Source organism: Micromonospora sp. NPDC047756 (genome assembly GCF_055587245.1).
In genome coordinates this window covers 671,209-684,911 of the sequence record NZ_JBVJGQ010000003.1, presented here as the reverse complement: position 1 = coordinate 684,911, position 13,703 = coordinate 671,209, and the positions used below count along the sequence as shown (strand labels likewise).

Annotated in this window: 13 protein-coding genes and 1 pseudogene; 10 read left to right on the top strand and 4 right to left on the bottom strand. The window is 70.1% G+C overall.

The window, feature by feature from the left end:
• Nucleotides 1-30 precede the first annotated feature (30 nt).
• Nucleotides 31-891: a universal stress protein gene (locus ACZ6NZ_RS12515; protein WP_465858296.1), complete on the bottom strand. Its 861-nt coding sequence runs from the start codon at nucleotides 889-891 to the stop codon at nucleotides 31-33.
• A 92-nt stretch (nucleotides 892-983) separates the two neighbouring features.
• A complete protein-coding gene (locus tag ACZ6NZ_RS12510; protein WP_465858294.1) occupies nucleotides 984-1,865 on the bottom strand; it encodes an NmrA/HSCARG family protein in 882 nt (293 codons plus the stop codon).
• 84 nt (nucleotides 1,866-1,949) lie between these two features.
• Between ACZ6NZ_RS12510 and soxR the strand changes: the two genes are divergently transcribed.
• The 9 genes and pseudogenes from soxR to ACZ6NZ_RS12465 all read left to right on the top strand — a co-directional run bounded on the left by soxR (nucleotide 1,950) and on the right by ACZ6NZ_RS12465 (nucleotide 10,082).
• Nucleotides 1,950-2,429: a redox-sensitive transcriptional activator SoxR gene (gene soxR / locus ACZ6NZ_RS12505; RefSeq protein ID WP_366607327.1), complete on the top strand. Its 480-nt coding sequence runs from the start codon at nucleotides 1,950-1,952 to the stop codon at nucleotides 2,427-2,429.
• A gap of 31 nt (nucleotides 2,430-2,460) precedes the next feature.
• A complete protein-coding gene (locus ACZ6NZ_RS12500; protein WP_007457155.1) occupies nucleotides 2,461-2,697 on the top strand; it encodes an HTH domain-containing protein in 237 nt (78 codons plus the stop codon).
• Complete coding sequence (locus ACZ6NZ_RS12495; RefSeq protein WP_465858424.1) at nucleotides 2,697-3,275, top strand: Clp protease N-terminal domain-containing protein; 579 nt, start codon at nucleotides 2,697-2,699, stop codon at nucleotides 3,273-3,275. Before ACZ6NZ_RS12500 ends, ACZ6NZ_RS12495 begins: the two co-directional genes overlap by 1 nt.
• Nucleotides 3,276-3,368: 93 nt before the next feature.
• Nucleotides 3,369-4,373 carry a diacylglycerol/lipid kinase family protein gene (locus tag ACZ6NZ_RS12490; protein WP_366607330.1) on the top strand — a complete coding sequence of 335 codons (1,005 nt, stop codon included), beginning with the start codon at nucleotides 3,369-3,371 and terminating at the stop codon, nucleotides 4,371-4,373.
• Complete coding sequence (locus tag ACZ6NZ_RS12485) at nucleotides 4,366-5,367, top strand: YihY/virulence factor BrkB family protein (RefSeq protein WP_465858291.1); 1,002 nt, start codon at nucleotides 4,366-4,368, stop codon at nucleotides 5,365-5,367. The genes ACZ6NZ_RS12490 and ACZ6NZ_RS12485 overlap by 8 nt, the downstream gene beginning before the upstream one ends.
• Before the next feature lie 68 nt (nucleotides 5,368-5,435).
• Nucleotides 5,436-6,926, top strand: a complete 1,491-nt coding sequence (locus ACZ6NZ_RS12480) for a phosphatase PAP2 family protein (protein ID WP_465858289.1) — start codon at nucleotides 5,436-5,438, stop codon at nucleotides 6,924-6,926.
• An 11-nt stretch (nucleotides 6,927-6,937) separates the two neighbouring features.
• Entirely contained in the window at nucleotides 6,938-7,747 is an 810-nt protein-coding gene (locus tag ACZ6NZ_RS12475) for an endonuclease/exonuclease/phosphatase family protein (protein WP_465858287.1), read from the top strand.
• Between the two features lie 547 nt (nucleotides 7,748-8,294).
• Nucleotides 8,295-8,966, top strand: a pseudogene (locus ACZ6NZ_RS12470) (hypothetical protein); the annotation flags it as partial.
• Nucleotides 8,967-9,017: 51 nt separating this feature from the next.
• On the top strand, nucleotides 9,018-10,082 hold the full coding sequence (locus tag ACZ6NZ_RS12465; protein WP_366607682.1) for an FG-GAP repeat domain-containing protein: 1,065 nt from the start codon (nucleotides 9,018-9,020) through the stop codon (nucleotides 10,080-10,082).
• A 357-nt stretch (nucleotides 10,083-10,439) separates the two neighbouring features.
• Here ACZ6NZ_RS12465 and ACZ6NZ_RS12460 read toward each other — a convergent pair whose 3' ends face one another.
• Nucleotides 10,440-11,402, bottom strand: a complete 963-nt coding sequence (locus ACZ6NZ_RS12460; protein WP_465858285.1) for a TIGR03557 family F420-dependent LLM class oxidoreductase — start codon at nucleotides 11,400-11,402, stop codon at nucleotides 10,440-10,442.
• A 375-nt stretch (nucleotides 11,403-11,777) separates the two neighbouring features.
• Between ACZ6NZ_RS12460 and ACZ6NZ_RS12455 the strand changes: the two genes are divergently transcribed.
• Nucleotides 11,778-13,139, top strand: a complete 1,362-nt coding sequence (locus ACZ6NZ_RS12455) for a cellulase family glycosylhydrolase (protein ID WP_465858283.1) — start codon at nucleotides 11,778-11,780, stop codon at nucleotides 13,137-13,139.
• A 55-nt stretch (nucleotides 13,140-13,194) separates the two neighbouring features.
• Here ACZ6NZ_RS12455 and ACZ6NZ_RS12450 read toward each other — a convergent pair whose 3' ends face one another.
• Nucleotides 13,195-13,515 (bottom strand): DMT family transporter, encoded by a 321-nt coding sequence (locus ACZ6NZ_RS12450; protein WP_465858281.1) that lies wholly within the window; start codon nucleotides 13,513-13,515, stop codon nucleotides 13,195-13,197.
• Between the last annotated feature and the right edge of the window lie 188 nt (nucleotides 13,516-13,703).

Sequence of the window (13,703 nt, the reverse complement as noted above, 5' to 3'; positions counted from 1 at the left end):
ACCGGGCGCGGCCGCTGCGGACGCCGTGGGTCAGGGTCGTTGGTCCCGTGCCGATCGGGCGCCGGGCCCGGTCAGCGGCACCTCGGCCAGGCCGCGGACGACGACCACCGGGGCCGGGGAGTGGTAGAGCAGGGACTGGGCGACCGCGCCCAGCATGGCCCGCCCCGGCTCGTCGCCACGGGCGGCGACCAGCGCCACCTGCGCGTCACGGGAGGTGTCGATCAGCACGTCGGCGGGGTCGCCGCGTACCACGCGACACTCGGTCGGCACGGCGTGGTCCCGCCCGGCGTGCCGGGCCAGTGCCTCGGTGAGCTGCTCGGCGACCGCGTCGGTGTCCTCGTCGTACTCGACCACCCGCAGCGCCAGCAGTCGGGCTCCCCGGCGGGCCGCACACCGCACGGCCCACTGCAGGGCGAGGTGTGAGCTGGGGGAGCCGTCGACGCCGACCAGCACCGGGCCCTGCGGTGGCGGTTCACGGCGAACCACCAACAGGGGGCAGCCGGCGCGTGCGGCCAACTGCACGGCTGTCGTATCGGCCGGAACACACTGGCCGCTGCCCGCCATGCCGCTGTCGCCGACGGCCAGCAGAAAGGTGCCCTCCGAGCGGCGGATGAGGGTGGGCAGCATGGTGCTCTCGACGATCTCCCCGCGTACGGTCAGCCCTGGCTCGGTCTGGTGGGCGAGTTGGGCGGCGCGGGTGATCAGTTTTTCGGCCTGGTCGCGGGGAGCGGCGACGGTGTCCGCGGCGAAGGCCGCGCGCCAGTCGAAGGTGTGCAGCAGGTGCAGTGGCCGGCCGTGTCCGGCGGCCTCCTGCGCGGCCTGTTCGACGACCGGGAGGTCGAGTTCCGACCCGAGGCCGACCAGCACCGCTGCGTCGGCGGGTGCGGCCATCCGATATCACCTCCCGGGCGTCGCGCCCGGCACGACCAAGCTGTCCCTGACCGAGGGTAGTCGGATGAGCGGGGCAGCGTAGCGTCGTTGCGTTATCGCCCGCTCGTCCGACCGGAGAGGACCCGGTCCCAGTCGACGGTGCGTGCCCAGTCGGCGTAGCGGTGCCAGGCGACGTCGGGGTACGTGGCGTGCAGCGCGTCGACGTCGACGAAGTCGGTGTTGCCCTCGAAGCGCTGGAACATGTCGGCGATCTCGTCGCCGGCCCACTGCCGGACCTGGTCCAACGGCAGCTGCTGGTACGGGATCTCGCGGCCGAGCACGTCGCTGAGGATGCCGGCCGCCTCCTCGCCGGTCACCCGGTCGGAGACGACGTCGATCCGCTGGCCGACGAACCGCTCGGGATGCTCGATGGCGTGCACGGCGAGGCCGGCGATGTCCCGGACGGTGACCTGGTCCAGCGGCTTGCCCCCGGACAACGGGTTGGCCAGGATCCCGTCGGTGAGGCGGCTGAACCCGGTGTTCAGGACGTTCTCCATGAAGTAGACCGGCCCGAGGACGGTCGCGCGTACCTCCCGCGCGCGCAGGTACGCCTCGATGCGTTGTTTGCTGTCGGCGTGGTCGATGTCGGTCTCGACCATCCGGTCGGCACCGCGTACCGAGGAGTAGACGAGGTGCGACTCGGTCACCGCGTCGACCAGGAGGCGACCCTGGGCGATCTCCTCGTCCTTTCCGCCGGATCCGAACGGCACGGACAGCCCGAAGACCGCGTCGACACCGCGAGCGGCGGAGGCGAGCGCCACCGGGTCACCCAGGTCGCCGACGACGAGCCGTGCTCCCGCGGCGGACAGCGCCTGGGCGCGCGGCGACTCGGGTGAGCGCACATAGGCGGTGACCTCGTGGCCGTGCTGGAGCAGTAGATCGACGACGGCGCCGCCCTGCTGCCCGGTGGCGCCGATGACGAGAACTGTGGTCACGGAGAGGCTCCTTGCTCGCGGTTTCGGGACGCCGCTGATCCTCTGGCCTCAACCATGGTTGAGGTCAAGCGGTACGGTCGATCCATGCCCAGGCCCCACACCACGTTTCACGAACTCACCGTCGGTCAGGTCGCCGACCGCAGCGGTGTCGCCGTCTCGGCGCTGCACTTCTACGAGCGCAAGGGCCTCATCCGCAGCACGCGGACGACGAGCAACCAGCGCCGGTACAGTCGCGACACCCTGCGGCGGGTCGCGTTCATCCGGGCCTCCCAGCACGTCGGCATCTCGCTGACGGCGATTCGCGAAGCCCTGGACCAGCTGCCCAGCGAACGCACCCCGAACCCCGACGACTGGGCCCGGCTGTCGGCGGCCTGGCGTATCGAGCTCGACGCCCGCATCGCGCAGTTGCAGGCGCTCCGGGACGACCTGAGTGACTGCATCGGCTGTGGCTGCTTGTCGCTGCGGGCCTGTCATCTGACCAACCCGCGCGACGTGCTCGGTCGTGAGGGCTCCGGTGCGCGGCGGCTGCTGTCACCGCGAACCGATCATGTCAACCAGGGTTGACGGGAGGGCGTTGTCAACGTATGTTGACGGCATGAGTCAGGCGACAGAACTAGCGGCGGCAGCCGGCAGCACCGACCCCCGGGTCGGGCTGCGCGCCGTCCGCGCGCTGCGCCGGCTCCTCGAGCGGCTCGAGGTGGTCCAGGTCGACAACGCCCGACGACAGGGCTGGTCCTGGCAGGAGATCGCCGACGCGCTCGAGGTCAGCCGGCAGGCAGTGCACAAGAAGCACGCCGGGCGACCGGCGGTCAACTCATCCTGGGAGGCGTGATGTTCGAACGGTTCACCGACCGGGCACGCGACGTGGTGCGACGGGCGCTGGAGGAGGCGCGGGTCGAGGGCCAACGCCCGGTCGGCACCGAGCACCTGCTGCTCGCCCTGCTCGCCGACGACGCCGGGCTGGCCAGCCGGGTGCTCGCCGAGGCCGGGGTACGCGGCGACGATCTGCGCGAACGCATCCGCCGGCACACGGTCAGCGGCGGCGCCGGCCTCGGCGACGCGGACGCGGCGGCCCTGCGGGAGATCGGCATCGATCTGGCCGCGATCGTGGCCCGCATCGAGCAGTCCTTCGGCCCCGACGCCCTACGGGAGGCGGTGCCGGCGCCGCGCCGCCGCTGGGGGCGTCGGCGGTACCTCGGCGGCCCGTTCTCGCCCCGCTCGAAGAAGGCGCTGGAACTGTCCCTGCGCGAGGCCCTGCGACTGCGACACAAGCACATCGGCACCGAGCACATCCTGCTCGGGGTGCTCCGGGAGGGCCACGGGCTGGGGGCGGTGGTGCTCACCGAGTCCGGGGTCGACCTCGACGATCTGCGCAGACGGGTGGAGGTCGCGTTGCGGGCGGCGGCCTGACGGGCGCGAGCATTCTGAAACCTGTCTGTGGAACTTCCGACGCCGGTTGGCCGCCGGCTCGCTGAAGCGGGCCGGGTGCTGCACACTGACGCCGTGAATGCTGGACAGGACAGGCGGCCCGCCGGCGGCGACGGCGGGTTGCGCTCCGCCGTGGTGGTGAACCCGTCGAAGGTCGACGATCTCGACGAGCTGCGCCGCACCGTCGACGACGCCCTCGCCGCGGCCGGCTGGCCCGAGCCGAAGTGGTACGAGACCACTGTCGAAGACCCCGGCCGGGGCCAGACCGAAGAGGCCGTCAAGGCCGGCGTCGACCTGGTCTTCGCCTGCGGCGGCGACGGCACCGTGATGGCCTGCGTCAGTGGGTTGGTCGGCACCGACGTGGCCCTCGCCGTGCTGCCGCAGGGCACCGGCAACCTCCTCGCCGCCAACCTGGGGCTCTCCACCGATCTGGCCGCCGGGCTCCAGGTCGCCGTCGAACGCGGCCGGCGACTGCTCGACGTCGGCGCGGTGGAGGACAAGTACTTCACCGTGATGGCCGGCATGGGCTTCGACGCCCAGATGCTCGAAGCCACGAACGAGACGACGAAGGCCCGCATCGGCTGGCCCGCGTACGTGGTGGGCGCCGTCCGCCACCTGCGGGACCGGCCGATGCGGGTGCAGATCCGCATCGACGACCGGCCGCCGGTGCGCCGCCGGGCCCGTTCGGTCCTGATCGCCAACGTGGGCCGGTTGCAGGGCGGAGTGACGCTGCTGACCGAGGCCGAGCCGGACGACGGCTGGCTCGACGTCGCCGTGCTCACCCCACGAAACCTGCGGCACTGGCTCGCGCTCGGTTGGGCGGTGATCCGCCGCAGCGGTCAGGTGCCGCAGTTGGAGGTGTTCCGGGGTCGGCGTGTGGTGGTCAGCAGCAACCGGGCGCAGCCTCGGGAGCTGGACGGCGACCTGATCTCCCCGGGTCGGCACCTGCGGGCGGAGATCCGGCCCCAGGCGCTCTGGCTCTGCGTTCCGCAGCCCGAGGACGCCCCCGACCTGGCCGTCGACGCGCAAGGCGCCGGGGAGCGGGGCGAGCAGCTGATCGAAGAAGCGCGCCGTGAGTAGCACCCGGATCGTGCCGGAGACCCGGCTGATGGCCGACGAGGAGCTGTCCGCCGACGACGCCTGGCACACACTGCGCCGGCAGGGCGGCTGGCACCTGCTGCGGGACGCGTTCATCCGGTTTCGCTACGGCGACGGCTTCAGCCACTCCCGGGCCTTCGCGCTGCAACTCTGCCTGGCCGTGGTGCCGTTCCTGATCGCGCTCACCGGCCTGATCACCGAGCTGGGCGTCGAGGAGGGCGGCCGGGTCGTCGCCGACACCGTGCTGGCCCTCACCCCCGGTCAGAGCGCGGAGGTCGTCGGTGACCTGCTCGGCGAGGGCGAACGCGCCGAGGACGCCGGGGAGCTGGCACTGACCCTTGGTCTGCTCACCGGCCTGTTCGCGCTCACCACCACGATGGCCCAGATCGAGCGGGGCGCCAACCGCATCTACGGCGTCGAGCGGGACCGCCCGGCGCTGCGCAAATACCTGCGGGCCGCCGTGCTGGCCGTCACCGCAGGCCTGCCCGCGCTCGCCGGCTTCCTGATCCTGGTCGGCGGCGGTGCGATGGGCGACTCGGTGCGCAGGCACTACGAGTGGGGCGCGCTCGCCCACGTCATCTGGGAGGTGATCCGCTTCCCGCTGAGCCTCGGGTTGACCATCGTCGCCGTCGCCGTGCTGTTCCGACACGCGCCGCGCCGCAACCAGCCCGGCCTGTCCTGGCTGTTCTTCGGGGCCGGCATCGCCACCGCGCTGTGGTGGCTGGCCAGCCTGCTGCTGGCCGCGTACGTACGGTTCAGTGACGGTTTCGGGCAGACCTACGGCGCCCTGACCGGCATGATGGCGCTGCTGCTCTGGGCCAACCTGACCGGGATGGCGCTCTTCGGTGGGCTGGCCTTCGCCGCTCAACTGGAGGCGTTGCGAATCGGTGCGCGGGAGCCCGCCCAACCGGATCTGTGGGAGCCCGACCCGGACCGCGCCGAGCTGTACGACACCGGGGACATGTCGGCGCTCTAGCGCTGTGGCGTGTACGACGGACGCGGATCGGGTAAAGCGCCTCGCCAGACAGGAAAGGGAGGTGCGGGGTGGCCGCGGTCAAAGAGGTGGCGCACCGTCCGGTCGGTCATTTCGCCGAACGGAGCATTGCCGGTCTGGTGGCCGTCACCGGTGCCGGGGTGGCCTTCGGGCTGCTGTTGTTGCTCGTCCGGGTGCAGTGGAACCCGTTGCAGGACGCCGACCACGGACTCGCCGAGTGGTTCAACGGGCTCGTCGCCCCGCACCACGCGCTGGTCACCGTGCTCCAGGCGGTGACGGATCTGGGCGGTCGGCCGATCCTGATCTGGCTGGTCACCATCGCCGTGGTCGGACTGCTGATCCGGCGGCAGCCCCGCCTCGCCCTCTACCTGATTATCACGGGGGTCGGTGGCCTGATCCTCGACCCGTCACTGAAGACGCTTGTCGGCCGGCTCCGTCCGGTGGTGGACGTGCCGATCGCCAGCGCGCCCGGCAACAGCTTCCCGAGCGGGCACGCGCTCGGCTCGTTCGTCGCGTACGGAGCGCTGCTGCTGGTGTTCCTGCCGGCGATGGCACCCCGCTGGCGCAAGCCCGCCATCGTCGGCGTGGGTGTGCTGGTGGCACTGGTCGGACTGACCCGCATCGCGCTGGGAGTGCACTTCGTCTCCGACGTGATCGCCGCCTGGCTGCTCGGGGCAGCCTGGCTGGGCGTCACCGCGTACGCGTTCCGACTGTGGCGGCGGGAGCGGGGCAAGCCGGTGCCGCCGCTGACCGAGGGCCTGGAGCCGGAGGCGGGGCACGACATCGCCCCCGCCCCGGCCGAGGAACACGTGCTGGCTCATCCCCGCTCGGCGGTGGCCGAGCTGCTGGTCGGCTGGGTGATCGTGTTCGGCGCGCTGTACGGGTTCGGCACGTACGTCAGCTACCACGCCAAGGGCACCTTCTTCGACACCCTCGACACGGAGGTGCCGCGGTGGTTCGCCGAACGGCACACCGAGGTGTTGACCGACGTCAGCTGGTGGTGGAGCAAGTTCGGTGACACCCATGCCATCCTGCTGATCGCGCTGGTGTTCTGCCCGCTGGTGCTGGCGGTGTGGCGGCGCTGGCGCCCGGTGCTCTTCGTGGCGCTGGCGATGGTGGGGGAGTTGACCCTCTTCCTCGCGTCGGCCCGCGCGGTGGACCGGCCGCGTCCGCCGGTGGAGAACCTGGACGGGCCCATGCCCACCTCGTCGTTCCCGTCCGGGCACATCGCGGCCACGATCTGCATCTGGCTGGCGATCACCCTCATCGTGTTCCCGCGTACCGACCGGTGGTGGCGCTGGATCTTCGTGGGGCTGGCCGTGCTCATGCCGGTCGGGGTGGCCACGTCCCGGATGTACCGGGGGATGCACCACCCGACCGACTTCATGGGCGCGATCGTGCTCTCCGCGCTCTGGGTCGGCCTGCTCTACCTGGTGATCCGCCCCAACGAGGATCTGAAGGAAGGTAACCAGCCGGCCATCGAGTCGGAGGACGTGGACACCCTCGACGACGAGCTGGCGCGGGCCGGCCGGGCCGACTAGGCGTCGCCGTCGTGCTGCGGGTGATGACCTGGAACATCCGCACCGGCGGCCGGGATCGCGGCGGCCTCGACCGGCTGGATCAGGTGGTCCAGGTCGTCGACGAGCAGGCACCGGATGTCCTGGCCCTGCAGGAGCTGCGCGGCTTCGACCGGGACGGGTTGATGGCCGGTGTGGCGGGCCGGGTGGGAATGGTTCCCCACCTGGCCCGGTCCTGCTTCGGGCAGCCGGTGGCGGTGCTGGTCCGGCCGCCGTACCGGGTCGTCGACGCGAGGCCGGTGCGTCGGCCGTTCCACCATGCCGCCGCCCGCGTCGTGGTGGCCACGTCCGCCGGCCCGTTCACGGTGCTGGGCACCCACCTCTACCCGTACTCCGGGGGTCGGCGGCGGATGGAGGTGGACTGGTTGATCGCCGCGATGCGCCGCAACCAGGGGCCGTTGACGCTGATCACCGGTGACCTCAACTCGCTCGATCCGAGCGTCGACCACACCGACCGGCTGGCCGGTATGCCCACCCTCTACCGGCGGCGGCACCTGCGTCGCTCCGGCGACACGGTGGACACCCGGGCGGTCGCCCGGTTGCTGGCCGCCGGTCTCGTCGATCTCTGGCCGTCGGGCAACGCCGACGCGCCGGAGGCCGCCGGCTACACGGTGCCGACCGGGCTGGGCGGGGCCGAGTTCGCCGGGATGCGGTTGGACTACCTGCTCGGCAGCACCGCTGTGGCGCAGCGGGTGCGCGACTGCCGGGTGATCCGCGACGGCGTGGCGGCCACCGCCTCCGACCATTACCCGCTGCTCGCCGAGTTGGACCTCGCCGACGGCTGAGCGCTGGGGGTGGCCGCGGACCCCGTCGCGGCGCTTCTGCCCGCCACGTCAACCTGACGTCGAATCCTCAATTTTTGGGTGGCTCGGCAAATGATTGACATGGGTAAATCATCTGGATAGAGTCGGTGATCATTGACCCCGTGTTCGACCCGAATACGGCGCGAACTCATCGTGGCGCGGGCCTGCTCACAGGTCGTCCAGATTCGAAAGAGGAGAGTTGCATTGAGTACGGGGGCCCTCTTGCGTGTGCACGAACGCCGAGAACCGATCAACGGTTGGTGCGATGCCCGCCGCGACAGTTGCCTGTCTGTGGCGACTGCCAGCGACGGATGAGCGAATAGTTTCGTCCGCCACACCGCACTGGCGTTACAGCCGACCCATCCTCTAGCGCTTCCGCGCGCTCGGAGGATGGGCTGCCCGGCTTGTCGGTGACCGGTTCAACCGGTCCAGGCTTCGTCAACACGCGTCCCTCGCTGGGATTTCTGAATCTGTCGTTCCTCAAAGGAGCACGATGTACCCCTCCATGCCCAAAATCTCTATCCGCGAAATGCCTAAACCGCGCGCTCTCCGCATTCTTGCTGTTGCCACCTCGGCGCTGATTGTGGCGAGCGGCGTCGTGGCGCCGAGCCCGGCGAGCGCGGACGAGAACCCGAATCCTGCCAGGAACACCGCGGCCGCCTGGTGGTTGATGGAGGAGCTCCGAAGCCTTGAGCCCGGCACCGAGAACGGCGGCCTCTGGGTCGACAAACCCGGGTACCACAACACCCGGGCGGGCAACGACCCTGACAACTACTCCGTCCAGGACGCCGAGGACCAGGGCGGTCCGTCCGACAAGGGAGCCGCCTACGACTGGACCTTCCCAGAGGCGCAGGGCTTCTCGCTGATGGCTGGCCAGGCAGCCAACCCGGATCTGGTCCTTCCGTCCACGGTGCGGGCCGCGGCGGGCGACTACAGCAACATCGCCCGCTACTCCAGCCGCCTGTTGGCCTCAGGTCGGGACGCCAGCGACCCGCGCCTGGACGGGTGGCGGGAATTCTTCGGTCAGGCCGACAGCGACAGTGAGGTGGAGGGATGGGACTTCCGGCGGGACGAGCCGGCGTCGTCTGACAACTCACACCTGTGGCACATCCACCTGAGCGAGGACCGCGACAAGGTCGAAAGTTACGACAACAAGGCCGCCCTGCTCAGTGTTCTGCGCGGAGAGAGCGTCGAGCAGTGGCTGAGTCAGCCCGGCGCACCGGGGGTCACGCCCGTCCAGGACCCTGCTGTCGTGCAGAAGTCGGGAGACTTCAACGGCGATGGCCGTGACGACGCCGTGATGCTCTATCGCTACCGCGACAACTCCATCGAGTTGTTCACCTCGTTGGGCGACAGCAACGGTGGGTTCGGCGCCTTCGCCGGCAGTTACAAGATCCCCGCGAATGCCTGGAAATGGAACTCCTTCCGTACCATCGTCGGGGATTACAACGGTGATGGCCGCGACGACCTGGCTGCGATGTACTACCAGTTCGACGGCTCCATCACCATGAACACCGCGTTGGCCAACGAGGCGGGCGGGTTCGGCGCATTCACCGGCAGCCTGACCGTTCCGGCCAGCGCCAAGTGGCAGTGGGATGCCATTCGCCTGACCACCGGTGACTTCAACGGTGACGGGCGCGACGACGCTGGCATGTTGTACGGCTACAAGGACAGCTCGATCGAGTTGTTCACCTCGCTGAGCAACGCCAACGGTGGGTTCGGCACCTTCACCGGCAGCTACAAGATTCCCGCCAACTCCTGGTGGTGGAACTCTTTCCGGACGATCGTCGGGGATTACAACGGCGACGGCCGCGACGACCTGGCTGCGATGTACGCGCGGTCCGACGGCTCCATCACCATGAACACCGCGTTGGCCAACGAGGCGGGCGGGTTCGGCGCATTCACCGGCAGCCTGACCGTTCCGGCCAGCGCCAAGTGGCAGTGGGATGCCATTCGCTTGACCACCGGTGACTTCAACGGTGACGGGCGCGACGACGCTGGCATGTTGTACGGCTACAAGGACAGCTCGATCGAGTTGTTCACCTCGCTGAGCGACACCAACGGTGGGTTCGGCACCTTCACCGGCAGCTACAAGCTCCCCGTCAACTCTTGGAGGTGGAACTCGTTCCGCAGCATCACCGGCGACTTCAACGGTGACGGTCGCGACGACCTGGGCGCGATGTACGCGCAGTCGAACGCGTCGATCACCATGCACACCGCGCTGGCGAACACCTCGGGCGGGTTTGGTGCCTACACCAACAGCCTGATCATCCCGGCCAGCGCCGCCTGGCAGTGGGACGCGATCCGACTCCTCTGACGTCGGGGACGGTGTGGGAGGGCTCATCCGAGCTCTCCCACACCCGCAGCTCGGGGCGAGATTCGGCAGGCGTCAGAGCACCAGGTTGAGCAGGACGGTCAGCACCACCGACGCCACGATCGAGAAGAGAATCATCAGGAAGCAGCCGAGGCCACCGCCGAGCGGGCGGATCTCCGTGTTACCGAAGCGCATGATGGTCACCTGTCCGTGAGTGCGGAATGAGCGGCGAGCAACTGCCGGATCGCGTCCCGACCGCCAGCAAGTCGGTCGTCGCCAACTTGTGCGGCCGCCGGGAGCGACCACCACGTCGGCGTCCGGCACCAGCCGGGTCACCTGGTCGTCGGGTCGCGATCCGGTTCACAGTTGGCGCAGTCGGGGCAGCAGTTGCTCCTGGGCCCAGTCCAGGAACATCGGCTGGGTCTCCCCACCCACCTGGATGATCGCCACGTGCGTGAAGCCGGCGTCGACGAACTTGCGGAACGCCTCGACGTGCGCGTCCACATCCGGGCCGCAGGAGATGCCCTCGGCGACGTCCTCCTCGCGGACGAACTGGGTGGCGGCGGCGAAGGACTCCGGGCCGGGCAGGTCGGCGTTGACCTTCCACCCCATGCCAAACCAGCGGAACTGGTCGTGCACGATCTTGCGACACTCCGCCTCGTCGGGGCCGTAGCAGATGGCCACCTGACCGTAGCGGGGCTGCCCGGCGCCCCCGGCGTCGTCGTACATCTCGATGATGTGCCGGTCGGGTTCGGTGGAGATCAGGCCGTTGCCGTACTCGGCGGCCAACGTCGCGGACTGTCGACCGGACGCGGCGATGGCCATCGGCACCGGCCGCTCCGGGCGGTCCCAGACGTAGGCGTCGGGCACGTCGAAGTGGTTGCCGGAGAAGGTCAACGTCTCGCCGTTGAGCAACGGCCGGATGATCTGCAACGCCTCCTCGAACATCTCGTGCCGCTGCTGCACGTGCGGCCAGCCGCCGACCACGTGCTCGTTCAGGTTCTCCCCGGCACCCAGGCCGAGGGTGAACCGGCCGTCGGAGAGCGCGCCGACGGTGCTGGCCTTCTGCGCCACCACGGCCGGGTGGTAGCGGCGGATCGGGCAGGTCACAAACGACATCAGCTCCGCGCGGGAGGTGGCGTGGGCGACAGCGCCGAGCACCGACCAGGCGTACGGGGAGTGGCCCTGGGAGTCCAGCCAGGGGTAGTAGTGGTCGGACACCACCAGTTGGTCGAAGCCAGCCGCCTCGGCCCGTACCGCATGGTCCACCAGCTGCTTGGGCCCGGCCTGCTCGCTCATCAGGGTGTAGCCGACGCTGACCATCCTGGTATCCCCTCTCACTGACGGATCGTTCCCGGGATACCCCGGTGCACGGCGGTCAACCCTCCCGTCCGGTTCGGCTGCCGCGATGCTTGACGGAAGCCGGCCGCCTGCCTACCGTCGCTCTTAACCGGTTAAGACCCGGGTGTGGCGCACATCCTGTGGTGGGGATGACCGCCCCGTGACGGCCCGCGTCCGCGTGGGCCGTTGCGGCTGTCCGGGCTGCGGGCCCGTCAACTGAACCGGTTGCGAGGACCCAATTCATCGTCCTACGCTGATCCCTGCGCCGGGAGCCGGGCGCGGCTGCCGGGCTGCAGCCGCCTTCCCCTGCCACGTCCCACCCCTGTCGGGCACCGGGGGTCCTCCCTGAGGAAGGCCATGAAGACTCGACTCTCCGTCGCCGGCGCGACAGTGCTCGCGTTGCTCGTCACCGTGCTGGCGTTCGGCCAGCCGGCGCACGCCGCGGCCGGGTTCTCCGTCGCTGGCGGCACGCTGTACGACGCCAACGGCGCCGAATTCGTCATGCGCGGCGTCAACCACGCGCACACCTGGTACCCGCAGCAGACCAGCTCGTTCGCCGACGTCAAGGCGCTCGGCGCGAACACCGTGCGAGTGGTGCTCTCCAGCGGCGACCGGTGGACCCGCAACACCAACGCCGACGTCGCCAACGTCATCTCGCTCTGCAAGGCCAACCGGCTGATCTGCGTGCTGGAGGTGCACGACACCACCGGGTACGGCGAGCAGAGCGGCGCGATCACCCTCGACCGCGCGGTCGACTACTGGCTCAGCCTGGCCGACGTCCTCGCCGGCCAGGAGCGCTACGTCATCGTCAACATCGGCAACGAGCCGTACGGCAACTACAACTACGGCTCGTGGGCCACCGACAGCGCCAACGCGATCAAGCGCCTGCGGGCCGGCGGGTTGACCCACACCATCATGGTGGACGCGCCGAACTGGGGGCAGGACTGGGGGTTCCTGATGCGCGACAACGCCGCGTCGGTCTTCGCCGCCGACCCGGCCCGCAACACCGTGTTCTCCATCCACATGTACGGGGTGTTCGACACCGCCGCGGAGATCAGCGACTACCTGGGCCGGTTCCGCGCCGCGGGGCTGCCCATCGTGGTCGGAGAGTTCGGCTTCAACCACTCCGACGGCAACCCGGACGAGGACGCCATCCTCGCCTACAGCCAGGCCAACGGGATCGGCTGGCTGGGCTGGTCCTGGAGCGGCAACGGTGGCGGCGTCGAGTATCTCGACCTGGCCACCAACTTCAACCCGGCGAACCTGACCGACTGGGGTCAGCGCCTCTTCAACGGGGCCAACGGCATCCGGCAGACCGCCCGTGAGGCCACCGTCTTCGGCGGCACCCCACCGCCGACGACGCCCCCGCCGACCACGCCTCCGCCGACCACGCCCCCGCCGACCACGCCGCCCCCGAGCGGTGGCTGCACGGCGACGTACACGGTGACCAACCAGTGGCAGGGCGGCTTCCAGGGTGAGGTACGGGTGACCGCCGGCGCGAGGGCGATCACCGGCTGGACCGCCGGGTGGACCTTCGCCAACGGCCAGCGCGTCACCCAGTCCTGGAATGTGGCCCTCACCAGCAGCGGAACCACGGTGACCGCCCGCAACACGGACTACAACGGGCGACTGGCCGCCGGCGCCAGCGCCAGCTTCGGCTTCCTCGGCAGTTGGACCGGTGCCAACGGCCTGCCGGCGGTGAGCTGCACGGCGAGCTGACCGTCGGACCGGTGGCCGGGTCCGCACCGGGCCCGGCCACCGGAAACCGTCCCGGTCAGTGCTCCCCGGCGAGGTTGACGATGACCACCCCGGCGATGATCAGTACGATGCCGGTGAGCTTGGCGAACCCCACCGACTCCCCCAGGAACACCGCCCCGATCGCCACGATGGCCGCGGTGCCCAGACCCGACCAGAGGGCGTACGCCACCCCGACGGGGATCTCCTTGACGGCCTGGGCCAGCAGGAGGAACGCCAGCGCGTAGCCACCGAGGCACGCCACCGTCGGCCAGAGCCGGCTGAACCCGGCGGTGCTCTTGATCAGGCTGGTCGCCACCACCTCGGCGAGAATGGCGATCCCCAGCAGCACGTACGCCATGCGTCCCCTCGGTCCTTCGTGGTCGATGAGCCCGTTGCCCCCAGGCTAGTGCCGGCAAGGTCCCCGCCCGGTGGGTCCGAGCACGTGACGTCCGCACACCCGGCACCTGCCACCGAACGCCTTTGGAGCTGATGTCACAAACGAATCGGCCACCTAGCGCCCCGCCACCTCCGCCTCCCCGGCCTCCG

Coding starts and splice junctions, on each gene's coding strand:
- ACZ6NZ_RS12455 (WP_465858283.1), top strand. CDS start 11,778: ATGAAGACTCGACTCTCCGTCGCCGGCGCGACAGTGCTCGCGTTGCTC.
- soxR (WP_366607327.1), top strand. CDS start 1,950: ATGCCCAGGCCCCACACCACGTTTCACGAACTCACCGTCGGTCAGGTC.
- ACZ6NZ_RS12460 (WP_465858285.1), bottom strand. CDS start 11,402: ATGGTCAGCGTCGGCTACACCCTGATGAGCGAGCAGGCCGGGCCCAAG.
- ACZ6NZ_RS12515 (WP_465858296.1), bottom strand. CDS start 891: ATGGCCGCACCCGCCGACGCAGCGGTGCTGGTCGGCCTCGGGTCGGAA.
- ACZ6NZ_RS12500 (WP_007457155.1), top strand. CDS start 2,461: ATGAGTCAGGCGACAGAACTAGCGGCGGCAGCCGGCAGCACCGACCCC.
- ACZ6NZ_RS12450 (WP_465858281.1), bottom strand. CDS start 13,515: ATGGCGTACGTGCTGCTGGGGATCGCCATTCTCGCCGAGGTGGTGGCG.
- ACZ6NZ_RS12495 (WP_465858424.1), top strand. CDS start 2,697: ATGTTCGAACGGTTCACCGACCGGGCACGCGACGTGGTGCGACGGGCG.